The following is a 15213-nucleotide window of genomic DNA, read 5'->3' on the forward strand; positions in this document are numbered from 1 at the left end:
GCCGCCGCCCCGGGCGTCGAGTGACGTGTGGTGCTGCTGTGCGGCGGGCGCTCCTGCGCGGCCCGCCCTACGGTGAGCTACATTCTAGTCCGCCGCGGCGGCCACGGCGGCACGCTCCGCCGGGACCTGCCGCGGGTCGCCCGCACCGGCCTCCTGCTCCCGCACGGCCGGCTCCCCGCGGCGCAGCAGCGCGTACAGCGGGGCGGCGACGAACAGGGTGGCCACGGTGCCCGCGACGATGCCCACGAACAGGGACAGGGACAGGTCCTTGAGGGTGCCCGCGCCGAGGACCAGCCACCCGATGAACAGGATGGAGCCCACCGGCAGGATGCCCACGACCGACGTGTTGATCGAGCGGACCAGGGTCTGGTTGACGGCGAGGTTCACCTGGTCGGAGAAGCCGCGCCCGGCGCGCTCGGGCGGGGCCGTGCCGTCGAGCAGGCCCTCGGTGTTCTCCCGGACCTTGTCGAAGACCACCACGGAGTCGTAGAGGGAGTAGCTGAGCACCGTGAGGAAGCCGATCACCGCCGAGGGCGTCACCTCGAAGCCCACGAGCGAGTAGACGCCCGCGGTGATGGCCACGGTGGCGAGCATCCCGGCGATCGCGGAGACCGACATCTTCCAGGTGCGGAAGTACAGGGCCATCAGCGCCGTGGCCAGGACCACGAAGACCACCAGGCCCCACAGGGCCTGGCGGGTGACCCCGGCGCCCCAGGTGGGGCCCACGAAGGTCGACGTCACCTGGTCCTCGCCCACCCCGTAGGCGGTGACGAGGGCGTCCTTGACCGCCAGCGTCTCGTCGTCGTCGAGCTGCTCCGTCTGCACGCGCACCGTCTCGGCGGCGATGTTGGTGACCTCGACCTCCGCGGCGTCGGAGGACTCCGCGACGGCGCGCTCGCCCACGGACACGTCCGGGTCCGCGACCGAGGAGACCGTGAACTCGGACCCGCCCGTGAAGTCGATGCCGAGGTTGAACCCGCCCTTGACCACGGGCACCAGCAGGGAGAGGACCACGGCGGCGGCGGCCACCGCCAGCCACAGCCGCGCCCTCGCCACGAAGGGGTAGGACTTCCGCCCGCTGTGCAGGGCGTTGCCGAAATCTGCGAACCGGGACATCAGGCGTTCTCCTCGGAGGTGCGGGCGGGGGCGGACGACGCCGAGGCGCCGGCCGGTGCGCCGGCCGGCGCGTCACCGGCGGGCTCCTCCGGGGCGGCGGCCCGGGCGGCGAGCCGGCGCCGCTCGGCGATGGTCAGGCCGTCGTGCTCCCCGGGCTGCCGCAGCCGCCCGGCCCCCCGGTAGAGGGGCACGGCGTCGAGGGCCTCGGGGTTGAGCCCCGAGTGCTTCCCGCCGCCGCCGAAGTAGCGGGTGCGGGCGAGCAGCACCATGACCGGGTGGGTGAACAGGAAGACCACGAGCAGGTCGGCGAGCGCGGTCAGGCCCAGGGTGAAGGCGAAGCCGCGGACGTTGCCGACCGCCACGAAGTAGAGCACCACGGCGGCCAGCAGGTTCACGGCCTTGGACGCGAGCACCGTCTGGCGGGCGCGCCGCCAGCCGTGGTCGACCGCGGCGGGAATGGAGCGGCCGCCGCGGATCTCGTCGCGGATGCGCTCGAAGTAGACGATGAAGGAGTCGGCGGTCTGGCCGATGGCCACGATCAGGCCCGCGACGCCCGCCAGGGACAGCCGGTAGTTCGCGGACCAGCCCAGCAGCGCGATCGCCAGCCAGGTGAGCACGCCGGCCACCACGAGGGAGCTGATGGTCACGAGGCCGAGCAGCCGGTACTGGAACAGCGAGTAGACGCACACCAGGGCCAGGCCGATGAGCCCGGCGACGATGCCCATCCGCAGCTGGTCGGCGCCCAGCGTCGCGGAGATCTGCTGCTCGGACTGGATCCCGAAGCTCACCGGCAGGGCACCGTACTTGAGCTGCTCCGAGAGGAACTTGGCCTGCTCCTCGGTGAAGCTGCCCGTGATCTCGGCCTTGCCGTCGGAGATCACGGCGTTCATGGACGGCGCGGAGACCACCTGGCCGTCGAGCAGGATCGCGAACTGGCTGCGCGGGTCCCCGGGCGTGGTCTGCCCGATGCCGTAGAGCCGCTCGGACAGCACCCGGAACCGGTCGGTGGCCTCGGGGCCGAACTGGAGGTTCACGGCGAACTGGTTCAGGGACACGCCCGTGGAGTTCTGCGCGGTCCCGTAGGAGGCGTCCTGGATGCCGGTGCCCTGGATCTCGACGGGGCCGAGCAGGTACTTGGTGCCGGTGTCGGGCTCGCACGCGACGACCGGCTCGTCGGCCGGCTGCGCCTCCCGCTCCTCGGGGGGCACCGTGGCGGTGCAGTCGGTGGCCTCGAACTGCCGGTAGAGCTCGGGGGTGATCCAGTTGGGGTCGGAGGAGTCGGCGGGCTCGCCCGTGGGCTCGGGCAGCTCGTCCTTCGGCGTGCGCTGGTCCTCGGGCACGGCCCCGGCGGCGGCGGTCGTGAGCACGGGGCGGAAGTTCATCTCCGCCGACGACTGGATCAGCTCCCGGGTCTCGGCGGAGGGCACGCCCGGCATGGACACGACGATGTTGTCCCCGGACTGGGTGGAGATCTCCGCCTCGGAGACCCCGGACCCGTCGACGCGCTGGCGGATGATCTCGACCGCCTGGCTGAGCTGCTCGGGGGTGATCTCCCGGCCCTCGTCGTCGCCCCGCAGCGACGGGGAGAGGATCATCTGGGTGCCGCCCTCGAGGTCGAGGGCGAGCTTCGGGCCCCAGCCGGTGCGGTCCGTGCCGGCGCCCCAGGCGAGCAGCCCGGCCAGCAGGGCCAGGAGCACGAGGAGCCCGAGCAGGGAGCGGCGGGCGCCGGAGAGGGCGGCCCGCACCCCCGGGCCCGCGGGGGCGCTGGAGCCGGCCCGCGCGCCCGCGCGCCGGGAGCCGTCGGGGGCGTCGGGTCCGGCGCCGCCGGACGTGTTCCGTGTGGTCAGTGCCATGGTCTTCCTTACGGGCAACGGCCCGGTCCCCCGGGCCTGCTCATGGGAACGGGCCGACCAGTGGTCGGCCCGTGCTCCCGAGGGGGGTCAGTCGCTGCGCTGTCCGGGGTCGCGCGGGGTGTCCTCGTCGCGGACCTCGGCGGACGTCGACCCGGGCAGTTCCTCACCGGGCGCCGGGCGCGCCCCGAGGTCGCCGGCCGGCTCGGCGTCGGCCGCCGTGGCGGGCTGCTCGTCGACGACCGTGGTGACGGTCTGCAGGTGGACGGTGACGGAGGTGCCGGGGGCGATCTCCAGGACGGCCTTGTTCTCGTCCCGGTCGATGGCCCGGACGGTGCCGTAGAGGCCGAAGCTGGTCATGACCTCCGTGCCGGGGGCCATGCTCGCCTGCTTCTCCTTCATCTGGGCCGTGGCCTTCTTCTGCCGGCGCATGGGCAGCCACAGCAGCAGCACCATGGCCACGAGCATCAGCGGCAGCAGCCACGAGGTGCCGCCGCCCGCGGGCTGGGCCGCCTGGGCGGTGAGGGACTGGACGAGGAGGTGCGGGCTCACGGACTTCCGTTCGATCGGGTGCAGGTGTTGCTCCCATGGTAGGTGATCCACCCCGGAGCTCCCTGGAGGCGCCCGCGCCGGAACGGCGCGGGCCCGGCACCGCCGGTCCGTGGCCGCTCAGCCCTCGAACAGCGGGGGCTCCTCGTCGTCCCCGCCCGGCGCGCCCGGCGCCGCGCCGAAGGCGGCGCGCACGGCGGGGTCCTGGAAGGCGGCGTGCTCGGGCGGGGTCAGGCCGAGGTGCTCCCACGCCGCGGCCATGGCGATGCGGCCCCGCGGGGTCCGGCCCAGCAGGCCCTCCCGCACGAGGTAGGGCTCGGCGACCGTCTCGACGGTCTCGGTCTCCTCCCCCACGGCGATCGCGAGGGTGGACAGCCCGACCGGGCCGCCGCCGAACTTCGTGACCAGGGCCTCCAGCACGGAGCGGTCGAGGCGGTCGAGCCCGCGGGCGTCGACCTCGTACATGTCCAGGGCCGTGGAGGCGGCGCGGGCGTCGATCCGGTCGACGCCGTGCACCAGCGCCCAGTCCCGCACCCGGCGCAGCAGCCGGTTGGCGATGCGCGGGGTGCCGCGCGAGCGGGACGCGACCTCGGTGAAGGCCTCGGCGGTCATGGCGAGGTCCATGAGCCCGGCGGAGCGGCGCAGCACGAGCTCCAGCTCCTCCACGGAGTAGAACTCGAGGTGTCCGGTGAACCCGAAGCGGTCGCGCAGGGGCCCGGGCAGCAGCCCGGCGCGGGTGGTGGCGCCCACGAGCGTGAACGGCGGGAGGTCGAGCGGGATGGAGGTGGCCCCGGCGCCCTTGCCGACGACGATGTCGACCCGGAAGTCCTCCATGGCCATGTAGAGCATCTCCTCGGCGGGGCGGGACATCCGGTGGATCTCGTCGAGGAAGAGCACCTCCCCCTCGGTGAGGGAGGACAGGATCGCGGCGAGGTCCCCGGCGTGCTGGATGGCCGGGCCCGAGGAGATGCGCAGCGGCGCGGCCATCTCCTCGGCGATGATCATGGCGAGAGTGGTCTTGCCCAGGCCCGGCGGGCCGGAGAGCAGGACGTGGTCGGCGGAGCGCCCGCGCAGCTTCGAGGCCTCGAGGACGAGGGAGAGCTGCTGGCGGACCCGCTTCTGGCCCACGAACTCGTCGAGGTTCGCCGGGCGCAGCGCGGACTCCAGCTGCTTCTCGTCGGGCTCGTTGTCCGCGGAGACCAGCCGGTCGCGGGAGTTGACGGCCGGGCCGTCCTCGCGGGCCACGGTCAGGCCCCCCGCTCGGCGGCGGTGCGGGTGCCGGCCTTCGCCGTGCCCAGCCACGCCAGGACGGTGCGCAGGATGACCGCGACGTCCCCGGAGTCCGCGAGCTCCTCGCGCCCGGCCAGGGCGTCGGCGATGCCGCGGGTGGCGTCCTTCTCGTTCCAGCCCAGGCCCACGAGGGCCTCCAGCACCTGCGCGCGCCACGGCTCGACCGGGACGGCCGCCGGCTCCGCGGGCCGCTCGGGGACGATGAGCTTGTCGGCGAGCTCCAGCACGATCCGGCGGGCGCCCTTGGGGCCGATCCCGGGGACCTTGGTGAAGGCCTTGGCGTCGCCCTGGGCGATGGCCCGGTGGACGTCGTCGGGGCCCAGCACGGCGAGCACGGCCAGTGCGGTGCGCGGGCCGACCCCGCTGACGCCGAGCATGATCTCGAAGACCTCCCGCTCGGCGGGACCGCGGAAGCCGAAGAGCAGCGGCGACTCGTCCTTGCGGGCGACGAAGGCGGTGTCGAGGCGGACCTCTCCCCCGACGCGCAGCCCGGAGAGCGTCTCCGCGGTGGCGTGCACCTGGACGCCGAAGCCGCTCACCGACACGACGGCGGTGGTCAGGCCGACGTGCTCGACCCGGCCCGTGATGGACGCGATCACCGCGTGCCTCCTTCCGGTGCCCGGCACCGACGACGTCGGCCGGGCGCCGTGCGAACAGAACTACGGACACAACTACCGGACAGAACTACCGAACACATCTACGAATGTGTCGTCGACCGCCACTCTAGCAGTGGGCCCCGACGCCACCGGCGCACCCGGCGGCGCACCGCCCGGGCCGGCTCAGCCGCGCCCGCCCCGGCGGGCACGGGCCTCCGCCTCCGCCCACGCCTGCTGGGCGGGGGTCATGACCCGGCGGCGGTGGGCGACCGGGCGGGCGCCCTGGTGGGTCTCGGTGCCGGCGGTGGCGTCCATGCCCGTGCCGCCGCCGCGCCAGCCGTGGCAGATGGCGATGGCCAGGGCGTCCGCGGCGTCCGCCGGCCTCGGCGCCTCGGCGAGGCGCAGGATGCGCACCACCATCCGGGCGACCGAGGCCTTGTCCGCCCCGCCGTCGCCGGTGACCGCGGCCTTGACCTCCGAGGGGGTGTGCCAGGCCACCGGGATCCCGTGCCGGGCGGCGGCCGCGATCACTGCCCCGGAGGCGTGGGCCGTGCCGATCACCGTGTTCACGCTGGTCTGGGCGAACACGCGCTCCAGGGCCACCGTGTCCGGGTGGTAGCGCTCGATCCAGCGCTCGGCCGCCTCCCAGATCCGCAGGATCCGCCGGTCCAGGGGGTCGGCCGCCGCCGTGCCGGCCACGCCGACGTCCACGAGGGACGCCGTGCGGTTGCCGGCCATGTCGATCAGGCCGAAGCCGCAGCGCGTCAGTCCGGGGTCGACCCCGAGGATCCGCTGGGCGGTCGTGGTCAGTCCTCGGTCTCGAGCTGCGCCAGGACCTCGGCGGGGATCTCGGCGTTCGAGTAGACGTTCTGCACGTCGTCGAGCTCCTCCACGGCCTCGGCCAGGCGCAGGAACCTGCGGGCGCCGTCCGCGTCCAGCTCCACCTTCATGGTGGGGCGGAACTGCGGGTCGTCGTTGTTGTACTCGAGCCCGGCCTCGTCGAGGGCCGCGCGGATGCTCGGCAGGTCGGTGGCCTCGGAGACGACCTCGAAGACGTCCTCCTGCTCCACGACCTCCTCGGCGCCGGCGTCGAGCACGGCCATGAGCACGTCGTCCTCGCTCAGCCCGTCTGCGCGGGTGACCTCGACGACGCCCTTGCGCTCGAAGAGGAACGCCACGGAGCCGGAGTCGGCCATGGTGCCGCCGTTGCGGGTCACGGCCACGCGGACCTCGGAGGCCGCCCGGTTCTTGTTGTCGGTGAGGCACTCGATGTAGAGGGCGGTGCCCTGGGGGCCGCGGGCCTCGTAGAGGATCTCGGTGTAGTCCACGACCTCACCGGTCAGCCCGGCGCCGCGCTTGATGGCGCGGTCGATGTTGGCCACCGGCACCGAGTTCTTCTTGGCCTTGGACACGGCGAGGTCCAGGGCCGGGTTGCCCGAGGTGTCGGGCCCGCCCATGCGCGCCGCCACCTCGATGCCCTTGATGTACTTGGCGAAGGCCTTGGCGCGCTTGGCGTCGATCGCGGCCTTCTTGTGCTTGGTCGTGGCCCATTTGGAGTGCCCTGACATGCGTTCCTCCTCGGAAGTCTGCGACGCGATGGTGCGCCGGGGAAGTCGTCGGTCCTCGTCCCGGCGCGGCGGGGCGCCGGGACGGGCCGGAAAAGTCCTGGTCCATTCTACCGGGTGCGCCCGCTCCCGGTGCCGGGCCTAGCGGGGCCTGGCCTGGGCGACCTCGCGGGCGCGCTCGGCGAGGGTGTCGTCGAGGGGCTCGCCGTCGAAGACCCCGAGGCGGCGCTCCACCGCCGCGCGCAGGAGGTGGTCGGCCACCGCCGGGTTCTTCGGCAGCATCGACCCGTGCAGGTAGGACGCCACGACGTTGTGCACGCGCGCGCCCTCGGTGCCGTCCTCGCCGTTGTTGCCGGCACCGTGGACCACGGTGCCGAGCGGGGCCTGGCCGGGACCCAGGCGGGTGATCCCGGAGTGGTTCTCGTAGCCGACGACCGTGCCGAACTCGGGGGAGTCCAGGACGATGTTGCCGATCAGCCGGGTGGGCCCGCCCACGGTGGTGACGTCGAGGACGCCGATGCCGGGCAGGGTCTGCCCGGCGCCGGTGCGGAACTCGTGGCCGAACAGCTGGTAGAGCCCGCAGATCGCAAGCATGGGCACGCCGTCGGCGGCCATGGCCCGCAGCTCGGGGGCGATGCGCTGCAGGTCCTCCTGGACCCGGAACTGCCCGGAGTCCTGACCGCCGCCGCCCACGAGCAGGTCGGCGTCCCGGGGGAAGGGGTCCCCGGGGTTGTGGTCGGTCAGGCGCACGGCGTAGCCGTAGCGCTCGAGCCGGCGCTTGAGGGTCAGGGTGTTGCCCCAGTCCCCGTAGATGTTCATGTCCCGGGGGTAGAGCTGGACGAGGTGGACGGTGCGGTCGGTGGGGGCAGTCATGGGGCTCTCAGATCTCGGCGACCTCGGCCACGCGGGAGAGCTCCCGGCGCAGCGCGAGCATGGACGTGTAGGTGCAGAAGACGCGCATCGGCCGGTCCCCGGCCTGCGCGACGAACCGGCGCAGCGCCTCGCCGAGGTCCGGGGCGACCTCGCGGACCGGGACCTCGTCGTAGTCCAGGCGCAGCGCCATGTCCCAGGCCCGGGTGCCGGCCACCACGTCGACGCCCCCGTCGCGCAGGGAGTGGAAGTCGACGTCCCACAGCCAGGAGACGTCCCGGCCGTCGGCGTACTCGTCGTTGATGGTGATCATCGTGGCGTAGTCGCCGGGCCGGGCCGACGCCAGGGAGAGGCGGAAGCCGGCGGGGTTCTTCACGAGCAGCAGCTGCAGCGGGCGGCCGTCGACCTCGATGGTCTCGCCGCGCCCGAAGGCGGGGGTCACCCGGGACAGCTCGTCGACCAGCGCGGCGCGGTCGGCGGCGGGCCCGGCGACCGCGAGCGCGAGGGCCAGGGCGGCGGCGGCGTTGTAGATGTTGTAGACGCCGTAGAGCTCCACGGTGGTCGAGACGTCCTCGCCGTCCACCGTGAGGTGCACCCGGTTCGCCTCGAAGGACGTCAGCTCCACGGCGGCGCCGGGACGCGGGGCGAGCTCCTGCTCGTGGTCGGCCTCGGCGTCGGGGCCGCCGGCGGAGCGCATGTCGTCGTCGGAGGGGAACATGGGCCGCAGCCGGGCCGAGAGGCCGAACCAGTGCACGCCGGTGCCGTCGGGGACGTGCTCGGCGAGGGAGGCGATGCGGGGGTCCTCCCGGTTGAGCACGACCGCGCCCGTGGTCGCCGCGGCGACCTCGGCGAGCATCCGGCGGGTGGTGTCGATCTCGCCGAAGCGGTCGAGCTGGTCGCGCATGACGTTGAGCAGCAGCGCGTAGCGGGGCCGCACCTGCTTGACGAAGTGCACGGCGTGCGCCTCGTCGAGCTCCAGCACGGCGATGTCGGCGTCGAGGCGGCCGGTGAGGCTCATCTCCCCCAGCAGGGCGGCGGCGACGCCGCGCACGAAGTTCGAGCCCGTGCGGTTGGTGAAGACCTTGTAGCCCTGGGCGCGCAGCAGCTGCACGGCCATCTTGGTGGTCGTCGTCTTGCCGTTGGTGCCGCTGATCACGACCACGCCGTGCGGGAGCTTCGCGAGCTCCTCGGCCACGAAGCCGGGATGCAGCTTCTCCATCACGAGGCCGGGGAACGCGGAGCCTCCGCCGCGCAGGGTGGAGAGGTACCGGATGCCTTGGCCGAGCAGGCGCACGTGGGGTCGGGACATGCGCTCCATCCTAGGGCGTCCGCCGGCGCTGCCCCGCCGGGCGGGGCCGGCCGTGCCGGGGGCTCGGGCCTCCCGGCTGCCCGGGCCCGTCCTGGGCGGGCACCTCCGCCGCCGGGGCGCGGCGCTGCGCCGCTGGGGGGCGTCCGTCGTGCGGACCGCACCGAGCAGGGTGGCGGTCGAAGGCGGCGGTCAGCTCGTCCCGAGGGGCAGCGGCGGCCCGGATCCGGCCGGCACCCGCTTCGCCGCCCGACCGCACGCCCCGGGAGGCATACAGTAAGGGCACGTACCGCTTCCTCGGGGACCCCGGGGAAGTGCCCGGCACCTTCAGCAGCGAGGGGGGCCCGGGCGGAACGGACGAGGAGCACGACGATGTGCGGCATCGCGGGAGAAATCGCGTTCAGAGGAACGCGGGCCGACAGCGAGGCGGTGGGCCGGATGACGGCCGCCCTGGCCGAGCGGGGACCGGACGGGCACGGCCAGTGGAGCGGGGGCTGGGTGGGGCTGGGCCACCGGCGGCTGAAGGTCATCGACCTGTCCGAGGCCGGGGCCCAGCCCATGGTCGACGAGGACCGGGGCCTGAGCATCGTCTTCAACGGGTGCATCTACAACCACCGAGAGCTGCGGCAGCAGCTGCGGGACGACTACGAGTTCCGCTCCACCTCCGACACCGAGGTGATCCTGGCCGCCTACGACCGGTGGGGCGAGGACTTCGTGGACCACCTCGTGGGCATGTTCGCGATCGCCCTCGTGGACCGGGCGCGGGAGCAGGTCGTGCTGGCGCGGGACCGGCTGGGCATCAAGCCGCTGTACCTGGCGCAGGTGGGCCGGCGCCTGCGGTTCGCCTCCACCCTGCCCGCCCTGGTGGCCGCCGGCGGGGCCGACACCTCCATCGACGACGTCGCCCTGCACCACTACCTGAGCTGGCACTCCATCGTCCCGGCACCGCGGACGATCCTGTCCGGGGTCACCAAGCTGCCCCCGGCGACGGTGCGCGTGGTCGAGGCCTGCGGGCGGACCCGGGACCGGGTGTACTGGCAGCCCGACTACATCCGCCGGGCAGAGCACGCACGGTGGGCGCCCGAGGACTGGCAGCAGGCGGTGCACGAAGCCCTGCGCACCGCCGTGGCCAGGCGGCTGGTCGCCGACGTCCCGGTGGGGGTGCTGCTGTCGGGCGGGCTGGACTCGAGCCTGCTCGTGGCCCTGCTGGCCGAGGCCGGCCGGCAGCACCTGTCCACCTTCAGCATCGGCTTCGACGCCGCCGGGGACCGTGCCGGGGACGAGTTCTCCTACTCCGACCTGGTGGCCGAGGCCTTCGGCACCGACCACCACCGCCTGCACATCACCACCACCGACCTGCCCGTGGCCGTGCAGGACACGGTGGCGGCGATGACCGAGCCGATGACCAGCCACGACGTCACCGCCTTCCACCTGCTGTCGGCGGCGGTGTCCGCCCACGTGAAGGTCGTGCAGTCCGGGCAGGGCGCGGACGAGGTGTTCGCCGGCTACGCCTACCACCAGGCGGCCGCGGCGGTTCCCCGGAACACGGCCCTGGACACGTTCATCGCGGCGTTCACCGACCACGACCGCACCGGGCTGGCCGGGATCCTCGCCCCGGACCGGCTGCCCCCGGGCGACCCCAGCCGAGCCCTGCTGGCCGAGCACCTGGCCGCCCCGGGAGCGGAGACGGCCCTGGACGCGGTGCTGCGCCTGGACACCCACCTGCTCATGGCCGACGACCCCGTCAAGCGGGTGGACAGCATGACCATGGCCTTCGGGCTGGAGGCCCGCGTGCCGTTCCTGGACCAGGACCTGGTGGAGCTGGCGGCGGCCTGCCCGCCGGAGCTGAAGACCGCCCGGTCCGGCAAGGGCGTCCTCAAGGACCTGGGGCGCAGCATTCTTCCCGCCGAGGTTGTCGACCGGCCCAAGGGCTACTTCCCCGTGCCGGCCCTGTGCCATCTGGAGGAGCCGATCCTCGGCATGGTCCGCGAGGCGCTCCGCGCGCCCGAGGCCAGGCGGCGGGGCCTGTTCCGCACCGAGACCGTCGAGGACCTCCTGGCGCAGCCCAACGCCCGCCACGCGCCGACCGGGCCCAACGTGCTGTGGCAGCTGGGCCTGCTGGAGATGTGGCTCCAGCGCCACGGGGTCGGGTGACAGCCGTGGCCCGGGGCAACGGCCCCGGCACCGGGACGGCACCGGGATCGACGGGAAGGACGGCGGCGTGCGCCCGTTCGGCGGGGAGGAGGAACTGCCGAGGAACTGCCGAGGAAACTGCTGCGGGCTGAGGCGCCGGACGTGCCGGCGTCCCTGCTGCGCACGCGGAGCCGGCAGGTCGGCCGCTCCAGGAGACCCGGGTGCGGCACGGCTTCCTCCGTGCGGCACGGGCATCGCTGGTAGAATCCCTGGCCGGTGCCCGAGGCGGGCGTCCTCGGCGGCGGCCACGGCGCGCGCACCGGCAACTGCGACGGACGGACACCCCATGACAGACCACCAGAGCAGCGGAGCGCCCGTGGCGCAGCTGCACGACCTGCTGCTGGAGTCCAAGGACATCAGCGGGTTCCTCGACGAGTTCACCCGCGCCATCGCCCAGGCCCTGTCCACCGACGGCGACGAGGCGTGGTGCGCGGTGACCCTGCTGCGGCCGAAGAAGTCCGCCACCGTGGCGTCCTCCAGCGACCACGCCGAGGCCCTGGACGAGATCCAGTACCACTTCGGCGACGGACCGTGCCTCACCGCCGCCCGGGAGCACCGGACGGTCCACGTCCGCGACACCCGCACCGACCCCCGGTGGCCCGACTACGGGCGGGCCGCGGCCGAGAACGGCATCCTCTCCGCCCTCGGGGTGCCCTTCGAGCTCGGCGACGAGGCGAGCGCGGGCCTGAACGTCTACGCCGACCGCCCGGGCAAGTTCGACGAGGCGACCGTCGAGGTCGTCCAGCGCCACGTGGCCGCCGTCTCCACGACCCTGCGCCTGGCCGTGCGCCTGGCCCGACACCGTGACACCGAGGCCGACCTGCAGGCGGCCATGGCCTCGCGCACCTCCATCGACCTGGCCGTGGGCATCGTCATGGGCCAGAACCGCTGCACCCAGGACGAGGCCGTGAGGATCCTGATGGCCGCCTCCAGCCACCGCAACGTCAAGCTGCGGGACCTGGCCGCCGAACTGGTCGCGACGGTGGGCAGGGGACCGGCCACCACCCACTTCGACCACTGAGCACTCCCCCACCGGCAGAGCAGCAGGCCGGCCGGCCCTCCGTCCGGCGGCGGCGGGCGGGCGCCCCGGCACCCGGTCGCCGTAGCACCGCCGCAACACGGGCGGGGTAGTGTGTGCCAGCACACGGGCCCGACCCGCCGACCTGACAGAGACGGATCCTTGGACAACCCACTCCTGCGCCCCAGCGACCTCCCCTACGAGCTGCCCGACTTCGGCCGGCTCCGGGAGGAGCACTTCCTGCCGGCCTTCGAGGCCGCCATGGCGCACGACCTCGCCAACGTCGAGGCGGTCCTCACCGACCCGGCCGCCCCGACCTTCGCCAACACCGTCGAGGTCCTCGAGCGCGGAGGCCTGTTCCTGGACCGCGTGGAGTCGGTGTTCTTCACCCTCACCGCCGCCCACAACACCCCCGGCGTCCAGCGGATCTACGAGCAGCTCGCGCCCCGGCTGTCGAAGCACAAGGCGGACTTCACGCTCAACAAGGCCCTCTACCACCGGGTGCGCCGGGTCGACCGCACGGACCTGGAGCCATGGCAGGTCCGTGCGCTGGACGAGTACCTGTCCTGGTTCCAGCGCTCCGGCGTGGAGCTGACCCTCGACGAGCAGGCCCAGCTGCGGCGGATCAACGACGAGCTCTCCGCGCTGAGCATCCGCTTCGGCAACGACCTGATCCAGGAGGTGCACGCCTCCGCCGTGCTGGTCGAGGACCCGGCGGAGCTCGACGGGATGGCCGAGGCCGACGTCGAGGCCGCGGCCCTCGCCGCCGCCGAGCAGGGCCACCCCGGCCGGTGGCTGCTCACCCCGTCCCTGTTCACCGTCCAGCCGGCGCTGTCCGTGCTCACGGACCGGGCGCTGCGCCGGCGGATCCACCTGGCCGCCGTCAACCGCGGCACGGGGGCGCGCGGCGGCCCGGGCTCCCAGAGCCGCATCGACCTGCTGCCCGTGGCCGCGCGGATCGCCGCGCTGCGGGCCGAGCAGTCCGAGCTGCTGGGCTGCCGCAGCCACGCCGAGTACGTGATGCAGGCCAGCACGGCGCCCTCCCCCGAGGCGGTGCACGAGATGCTCGAGCGGGTCAGCGGGCCCGCCGTGCGCAACGCGCTCGAGGAGCGGGCCGAGCTGGAGGCGCTCGCCGGGCACCGGATCGAGGCCTGGGACTGGCCGTTCTGGGCGGAGCGGGCGCGCCGGGAGCGGTTCGCCGTGGACACCTCCGCGCTGCGGGAGTGGTTCGAGCTGGAGTCCGTGCTCGAGCAGGGGATCTTCCGCACGGCACGGGAGCTCTACGGGCTGGTCTTCACCGAGCGCCCGGACCTGCGCGGCTACCTGCCCGAGGTGCGCGTGTGGGAGGTCACCGACGAGCGGGGCCGCGGGGTGGGACTGTTCCTCGGCGACTGGTTCACCCGCTCCACCAAGCAGGGCGGAGCGTGGATGGGGTCCCTCGTGCACCAGAACCGGCTCACGGGGCAGCGGCCCGTCGTCGTGAACAACGCGAACTTCACCCCGCCCCCGGCGGGCAGCCCGAAGCTGCTCACCCTCGACGAGGTGGTGACGGTCTTCCACGAGTTCGGCCACGCCCTGCACGGGCTGCTCTCGGACGTGCACCTGCCCTCGTTCTCGGGCACGAAGGTGCCGCGGGACTTCGTGGAGTACCCCTCGCAGGTGCACGAGATGTGGGCGCTGCACCCGGACGTGGCCCCGCACTACGCCCGTCACCACGTCAGCGGGGAGCCGCTGCCCGAGCAGACCCTGGAGGCCCTGCGGGCGGCGGCCGCCCACGGGCAGGGCTTCCGCACCGTGGAGTACCTGGCCTCCACGTGCGTGGACCTCGCCTGGCACGGGAGCGCGGACCCCGACGGGCCGCCCGCCCCCCACACCGTGGAGGCCGGGGCCCTGGCCCGGGCCGGCCTGGACGTGCGCGGCATCGACCCGCGCTACCGGACGGGCTACTTCAAGCACGTCTTCGCCGGCGGCTACTCCGCGGGCTACTGGTCCTACCTGTGGTCGGAGATCCTCGACGCGGACACCGCCCAGTGGTTCACCGCCCGCGGCGGGCTGACCCGCGACAACGGCCGGCGCTTCGCCGCGGAGGTGCTCTCCCGCGGCAACGAGACCGCCCCGATGGAGGCGTTCGAGGCGCTGCTGGGCCGTGGCCCGCACCTGCGCGCCCTGCTCGAACGCCGCGGGCTGCTGCCGCGGGAGCAGTTCGTGCACCGGCGCCGGGGCGCCCCCGCACCGGAGGCGCCCGTGCGCGCCTGAGCCGCGGCACGGGCGGGCGCCGTCATGTGGGGTCTGCCCCTTCCTCGCGCGCGGCGGGGAGGCGGACAATCCCACCATGACGACTCTCAAGCCCTGCCTGTGGTTCGACACCGAAGCCGAGGACGCGGCGAACTTCTACCTCACGGTGTTCCCCGACTCCCGGATCACCGGCATCACCTACTACGGCGAGGCCGGACCGCGGCCGGCGGACATGGTGCTGACGGTGGAGTTCGAGCTCGACGGCAATCCGTTCACCGCCCTCAACGGCGGACCCGAGTTTAGCTTCAGCCATGCCGTGTCGTTCCAGATCGACTGCACCGACCAGGCGGAGGTGGACCGGTACTGGGAGGCCCTCACCGCCGACGGCGGGCAGGAGGACATGTGCGGGTGGCTCAAGGACAAGTACGGGCTGTCCTGGCAGGTGGTGCCCCGCCGGCTCGTCGAGCTGCTGGCCGACCCCGACCCGGGCCGGGCGCAGCGGGTGATGGCCGCCATGATGCCGATGCGCAGGATCGTCGTCGCCGACCTGGAGGCCGCCGCGGACGCCGCCTGACCGGGCGCCGCCCCGGGCGGTCCCGGCCCGGGGCGGTGACCCGGGCCGGGA

The 15213-nt window shown here is 73.8% G+C and carries 13 protein-coding genes; 4 read left to right on the plus strand and 9 right to left on the minus strand.

Annotation, left to right across the window (positions count from 1 at the left end; translation table 11 throughout):
- Nucleotides 1–84: 84 nt before the first annotated feature.
- The 9 genes from secF to M3185_RS09125 form a co-directional block, all read right to left on the minus strand.
- Nucleotides 85–1116 (minus strand): protein translocase subunit SecF, encoded by a 1032-nt coding sequence (secF, locus tag M3185_RS09085; protein ID WP_251333349.1) that lies wholly within the window; start codon nt 1114–1116, stop codon nt 85–87.
- On the minus strand, nt 1116–2969 hold the full coding sequence (gene secD / locus M3185_RS09090) for a protein translocase subunit SecD (RefSeq protein ID WP_251333350.1): 1854 nt from the start codon (nt 2967–2969) through the stop codon (nt 1116–1118). Before secD ends, secF begins: the two co-directional genes overlap by 1 nt.
- Nucleotides 2970–3056: 87 nt before the next feature.
- Nucleotides 3057–3518, minus strand: coding sequence for a preprotein translocase subunit YajC (gene yajC, locus M3185_RS09095; RefSeq protein WP_251333351.1), 462 nt, complete (start codon nt 3516–3518; stop codon nt 3057–3059).
- Between the two features lie 117 nt (nt 3519–3635).
- Nucleotides 3636–4760, minus strand: a complete 1125-nt coding sequence (gene ruvB / locus M3185_RS09100; RefSeq protein WP_251333352.1) for a Holliday junction branch migration DNA helicase RuvB — start codon at nt 4758–4760, stop codon at nt 3636–3638.
- Between the two features lie 2 nt (nt 4761–4762).
- Nucleotides 4763–5404, minus strand: a complete 642-nt coding sequence (gene ruvA / locus M3185_RS09105; RefSeq protein WP_251333353.1) for a Holliday junction branch migration protein RuvA — start codon at nt 5402–5404, stop codon at nt 4763–4765.
- A 180-nt stretch (nt 5405–5584) separates the two neighbouring features.
- On the minus strand, nt 5585–6139 hold the full coding sequence (locus tag M3185_RS09110) for a crossover junction endodeoxyribonuclease RuvC (protein ID WP_251333354.1): 555 nt from the start codon (nt 6137–6139) through the stop codon (nt 5585–5587).
- A gap of 68 nt (nt 6140–6207) precedes the next feature.
- Complete coding sequence (locus M3185_RS09115) at nt 6208–6969, minus strand: YebC/PmpR family DNA-binding transcriptional regulator (protein WP_251333355.1); 762 nt, start codon at nt 6967–6969, stop codon at nt 6208–6210.
- Nucleotides 6970–7107: 138 nt separating this feature from the next.
- Nucleotides 7108–7839 (minus strand): type 1 glutamine amidotransferase, encoded by a 732-nt coding sequence (locus tag M3185_RS09120; RefSeq protein WP_251333356.1) that lies wholly within the window; start codon nt 7837–7839, stop codon nt 7108–7110.
- Nucleotides 7840–7846: 7 nt separating this feature from the next.
- Nucleotides 7847–9154, minus strand: a complete 1308-nt coding sequence (locus M3185_RS09125; protein WP_251333357.1) for a Mur ligase family protein — start codon at nt 9152–9154, stop codon at nt 7847–7849.
- A gap of 360 nt (nt 9155–9514) precedes the next feature.
- Between M3185_RS09125 and M3185_RS09130 the strand changes: the two genes are divergently transcribed.
- The 4 genes from M3185_RS09130 to M3185_RS09145 all read left to right on the plus strand — a co-directional run bounded on the left by M3185_RS09130 (nt 9515) and on the right by M3185_RS09145 (nt 15162).
- Nucleotides 9515–11296: an N-acetylglutaminylglutamine amidotransferase gene (locus tag M3185_RS09130; protein WP_251333358.1), complete on the plus strand. Its 1782-nt coding sequence runs from the start codon at nt 9515–9517 to the stop codon at nt 11294–11296.
- A gap of 325 nt (nt 11297–11621) precedes the next feature.
- Nucleotides 11622–12356, plus strand: coding sequence for a GAF and ANTAR domain-containing protein (locus tag M3185_RS09135; RefSeq protein WP_251333359.1), 735 nt, complete (start codon nt 11622–11624; stop codon nt 12354–12356).
- A 159-nt stretch (nt 12357–12515) separates the two neighbouring features.
- Nucleotides 12516–14609 (plus strand): M3 family metallopeptidase, encoded by a 2094-nt coding sequence (locus M3185_RS09140; RefSeq protein ID WP_251333360.1) that lies wholly within the window; start codon nt 12516–12518, stop codon nt 14607–14609.
- 76 nt (nt 14610–14685) lie between these two features.
- On the plus strand, nt 14686–15162 hold the full coding sequence (locus M3185_RS09145) for a VOC family protein (protein WP_251333361.1): 477 nt from the start codon (nt 14686–14688) through the stop codon (nt 15160–15162).
- The last annotated feature ends 51 nt before the right edge of the window (nt 15163–15213 follow it).

The organism is Kocuria rosea (assembly GCF_023715525.1).
Classification (GTDB): Bacteria; Actinomycetota; Actinomycetes; order Actinomycetales; family Micrococcaceae; genus Kocuria; species Kocuria rosea_A.

Excerpts from the sequence above, each read along its gene's own strand:
- secD (WP_251333350.1), bottom strand. The coding sequence starts at position 2,969 with ATGGCACTGACCACACGGAACACGTCCGGCGGCGCCGGACCCGACGCC.
- M3185_RS09125 (WP_251333357.1), bottom strand. The coding sequence starts at position 9,154 with ATGGAGCGCATGTCCCGACCCCACGTGCGCCTGCTCGGCCAAGGCATC.
- M3185_RS09135 (WP_251333359.1), top strand. The coding sequence starts at position 11,622 with ATGACAGACCACCAGAGCAGCGGAGCGCCCGTGGCGCAGCTGCACGAC.
- M3185_RS09120 (WP_251333356.1), bottom strand. The coding sequence starts at position 7,839 with ATGACTGCCCCCACCGACCGCACCGTCCACCTCGTCCAGCTCTACCCC.
- M3185_RS09130 (WP_251333358.1), top strand. The coding sequence starts at position 9,515 with ATGTGCGGCATCGCGGGAGAAATCGCGTTCAGAGGAACGCGGGCCGAC.
- M3185_RS09145 (WP_251333361.1), top strand. The coding sequence starts at position 14,686 with ATGACGACTCTCAAGCCCTGCCTGTGGTTCGACACCGAAGCCGAGGAC.
- M3185_RS09115 (WP_251333355.1), bottom strand. The coding sequence starts at position 6,969 with ATGTCAGGGCACTCCAAATGGGCCACGACCAAGCACAAGAAGGCCGCG.
- secF (WP_251333349.1), bottom strand. The coding sequence starts at position 1,116 with ATGTCCCGGTTCGCAGATTTCGGCAACGCCCTGCACAGCGGGCGGAAG.
- M3185_RS09110 (WP_251333354.1), bottom strand. The coding sequence starts at position 6,139 with ATGGCCGGCAACCGCACGGCGTCCCTCGTGGACGTCGGCGTGGCCGGC.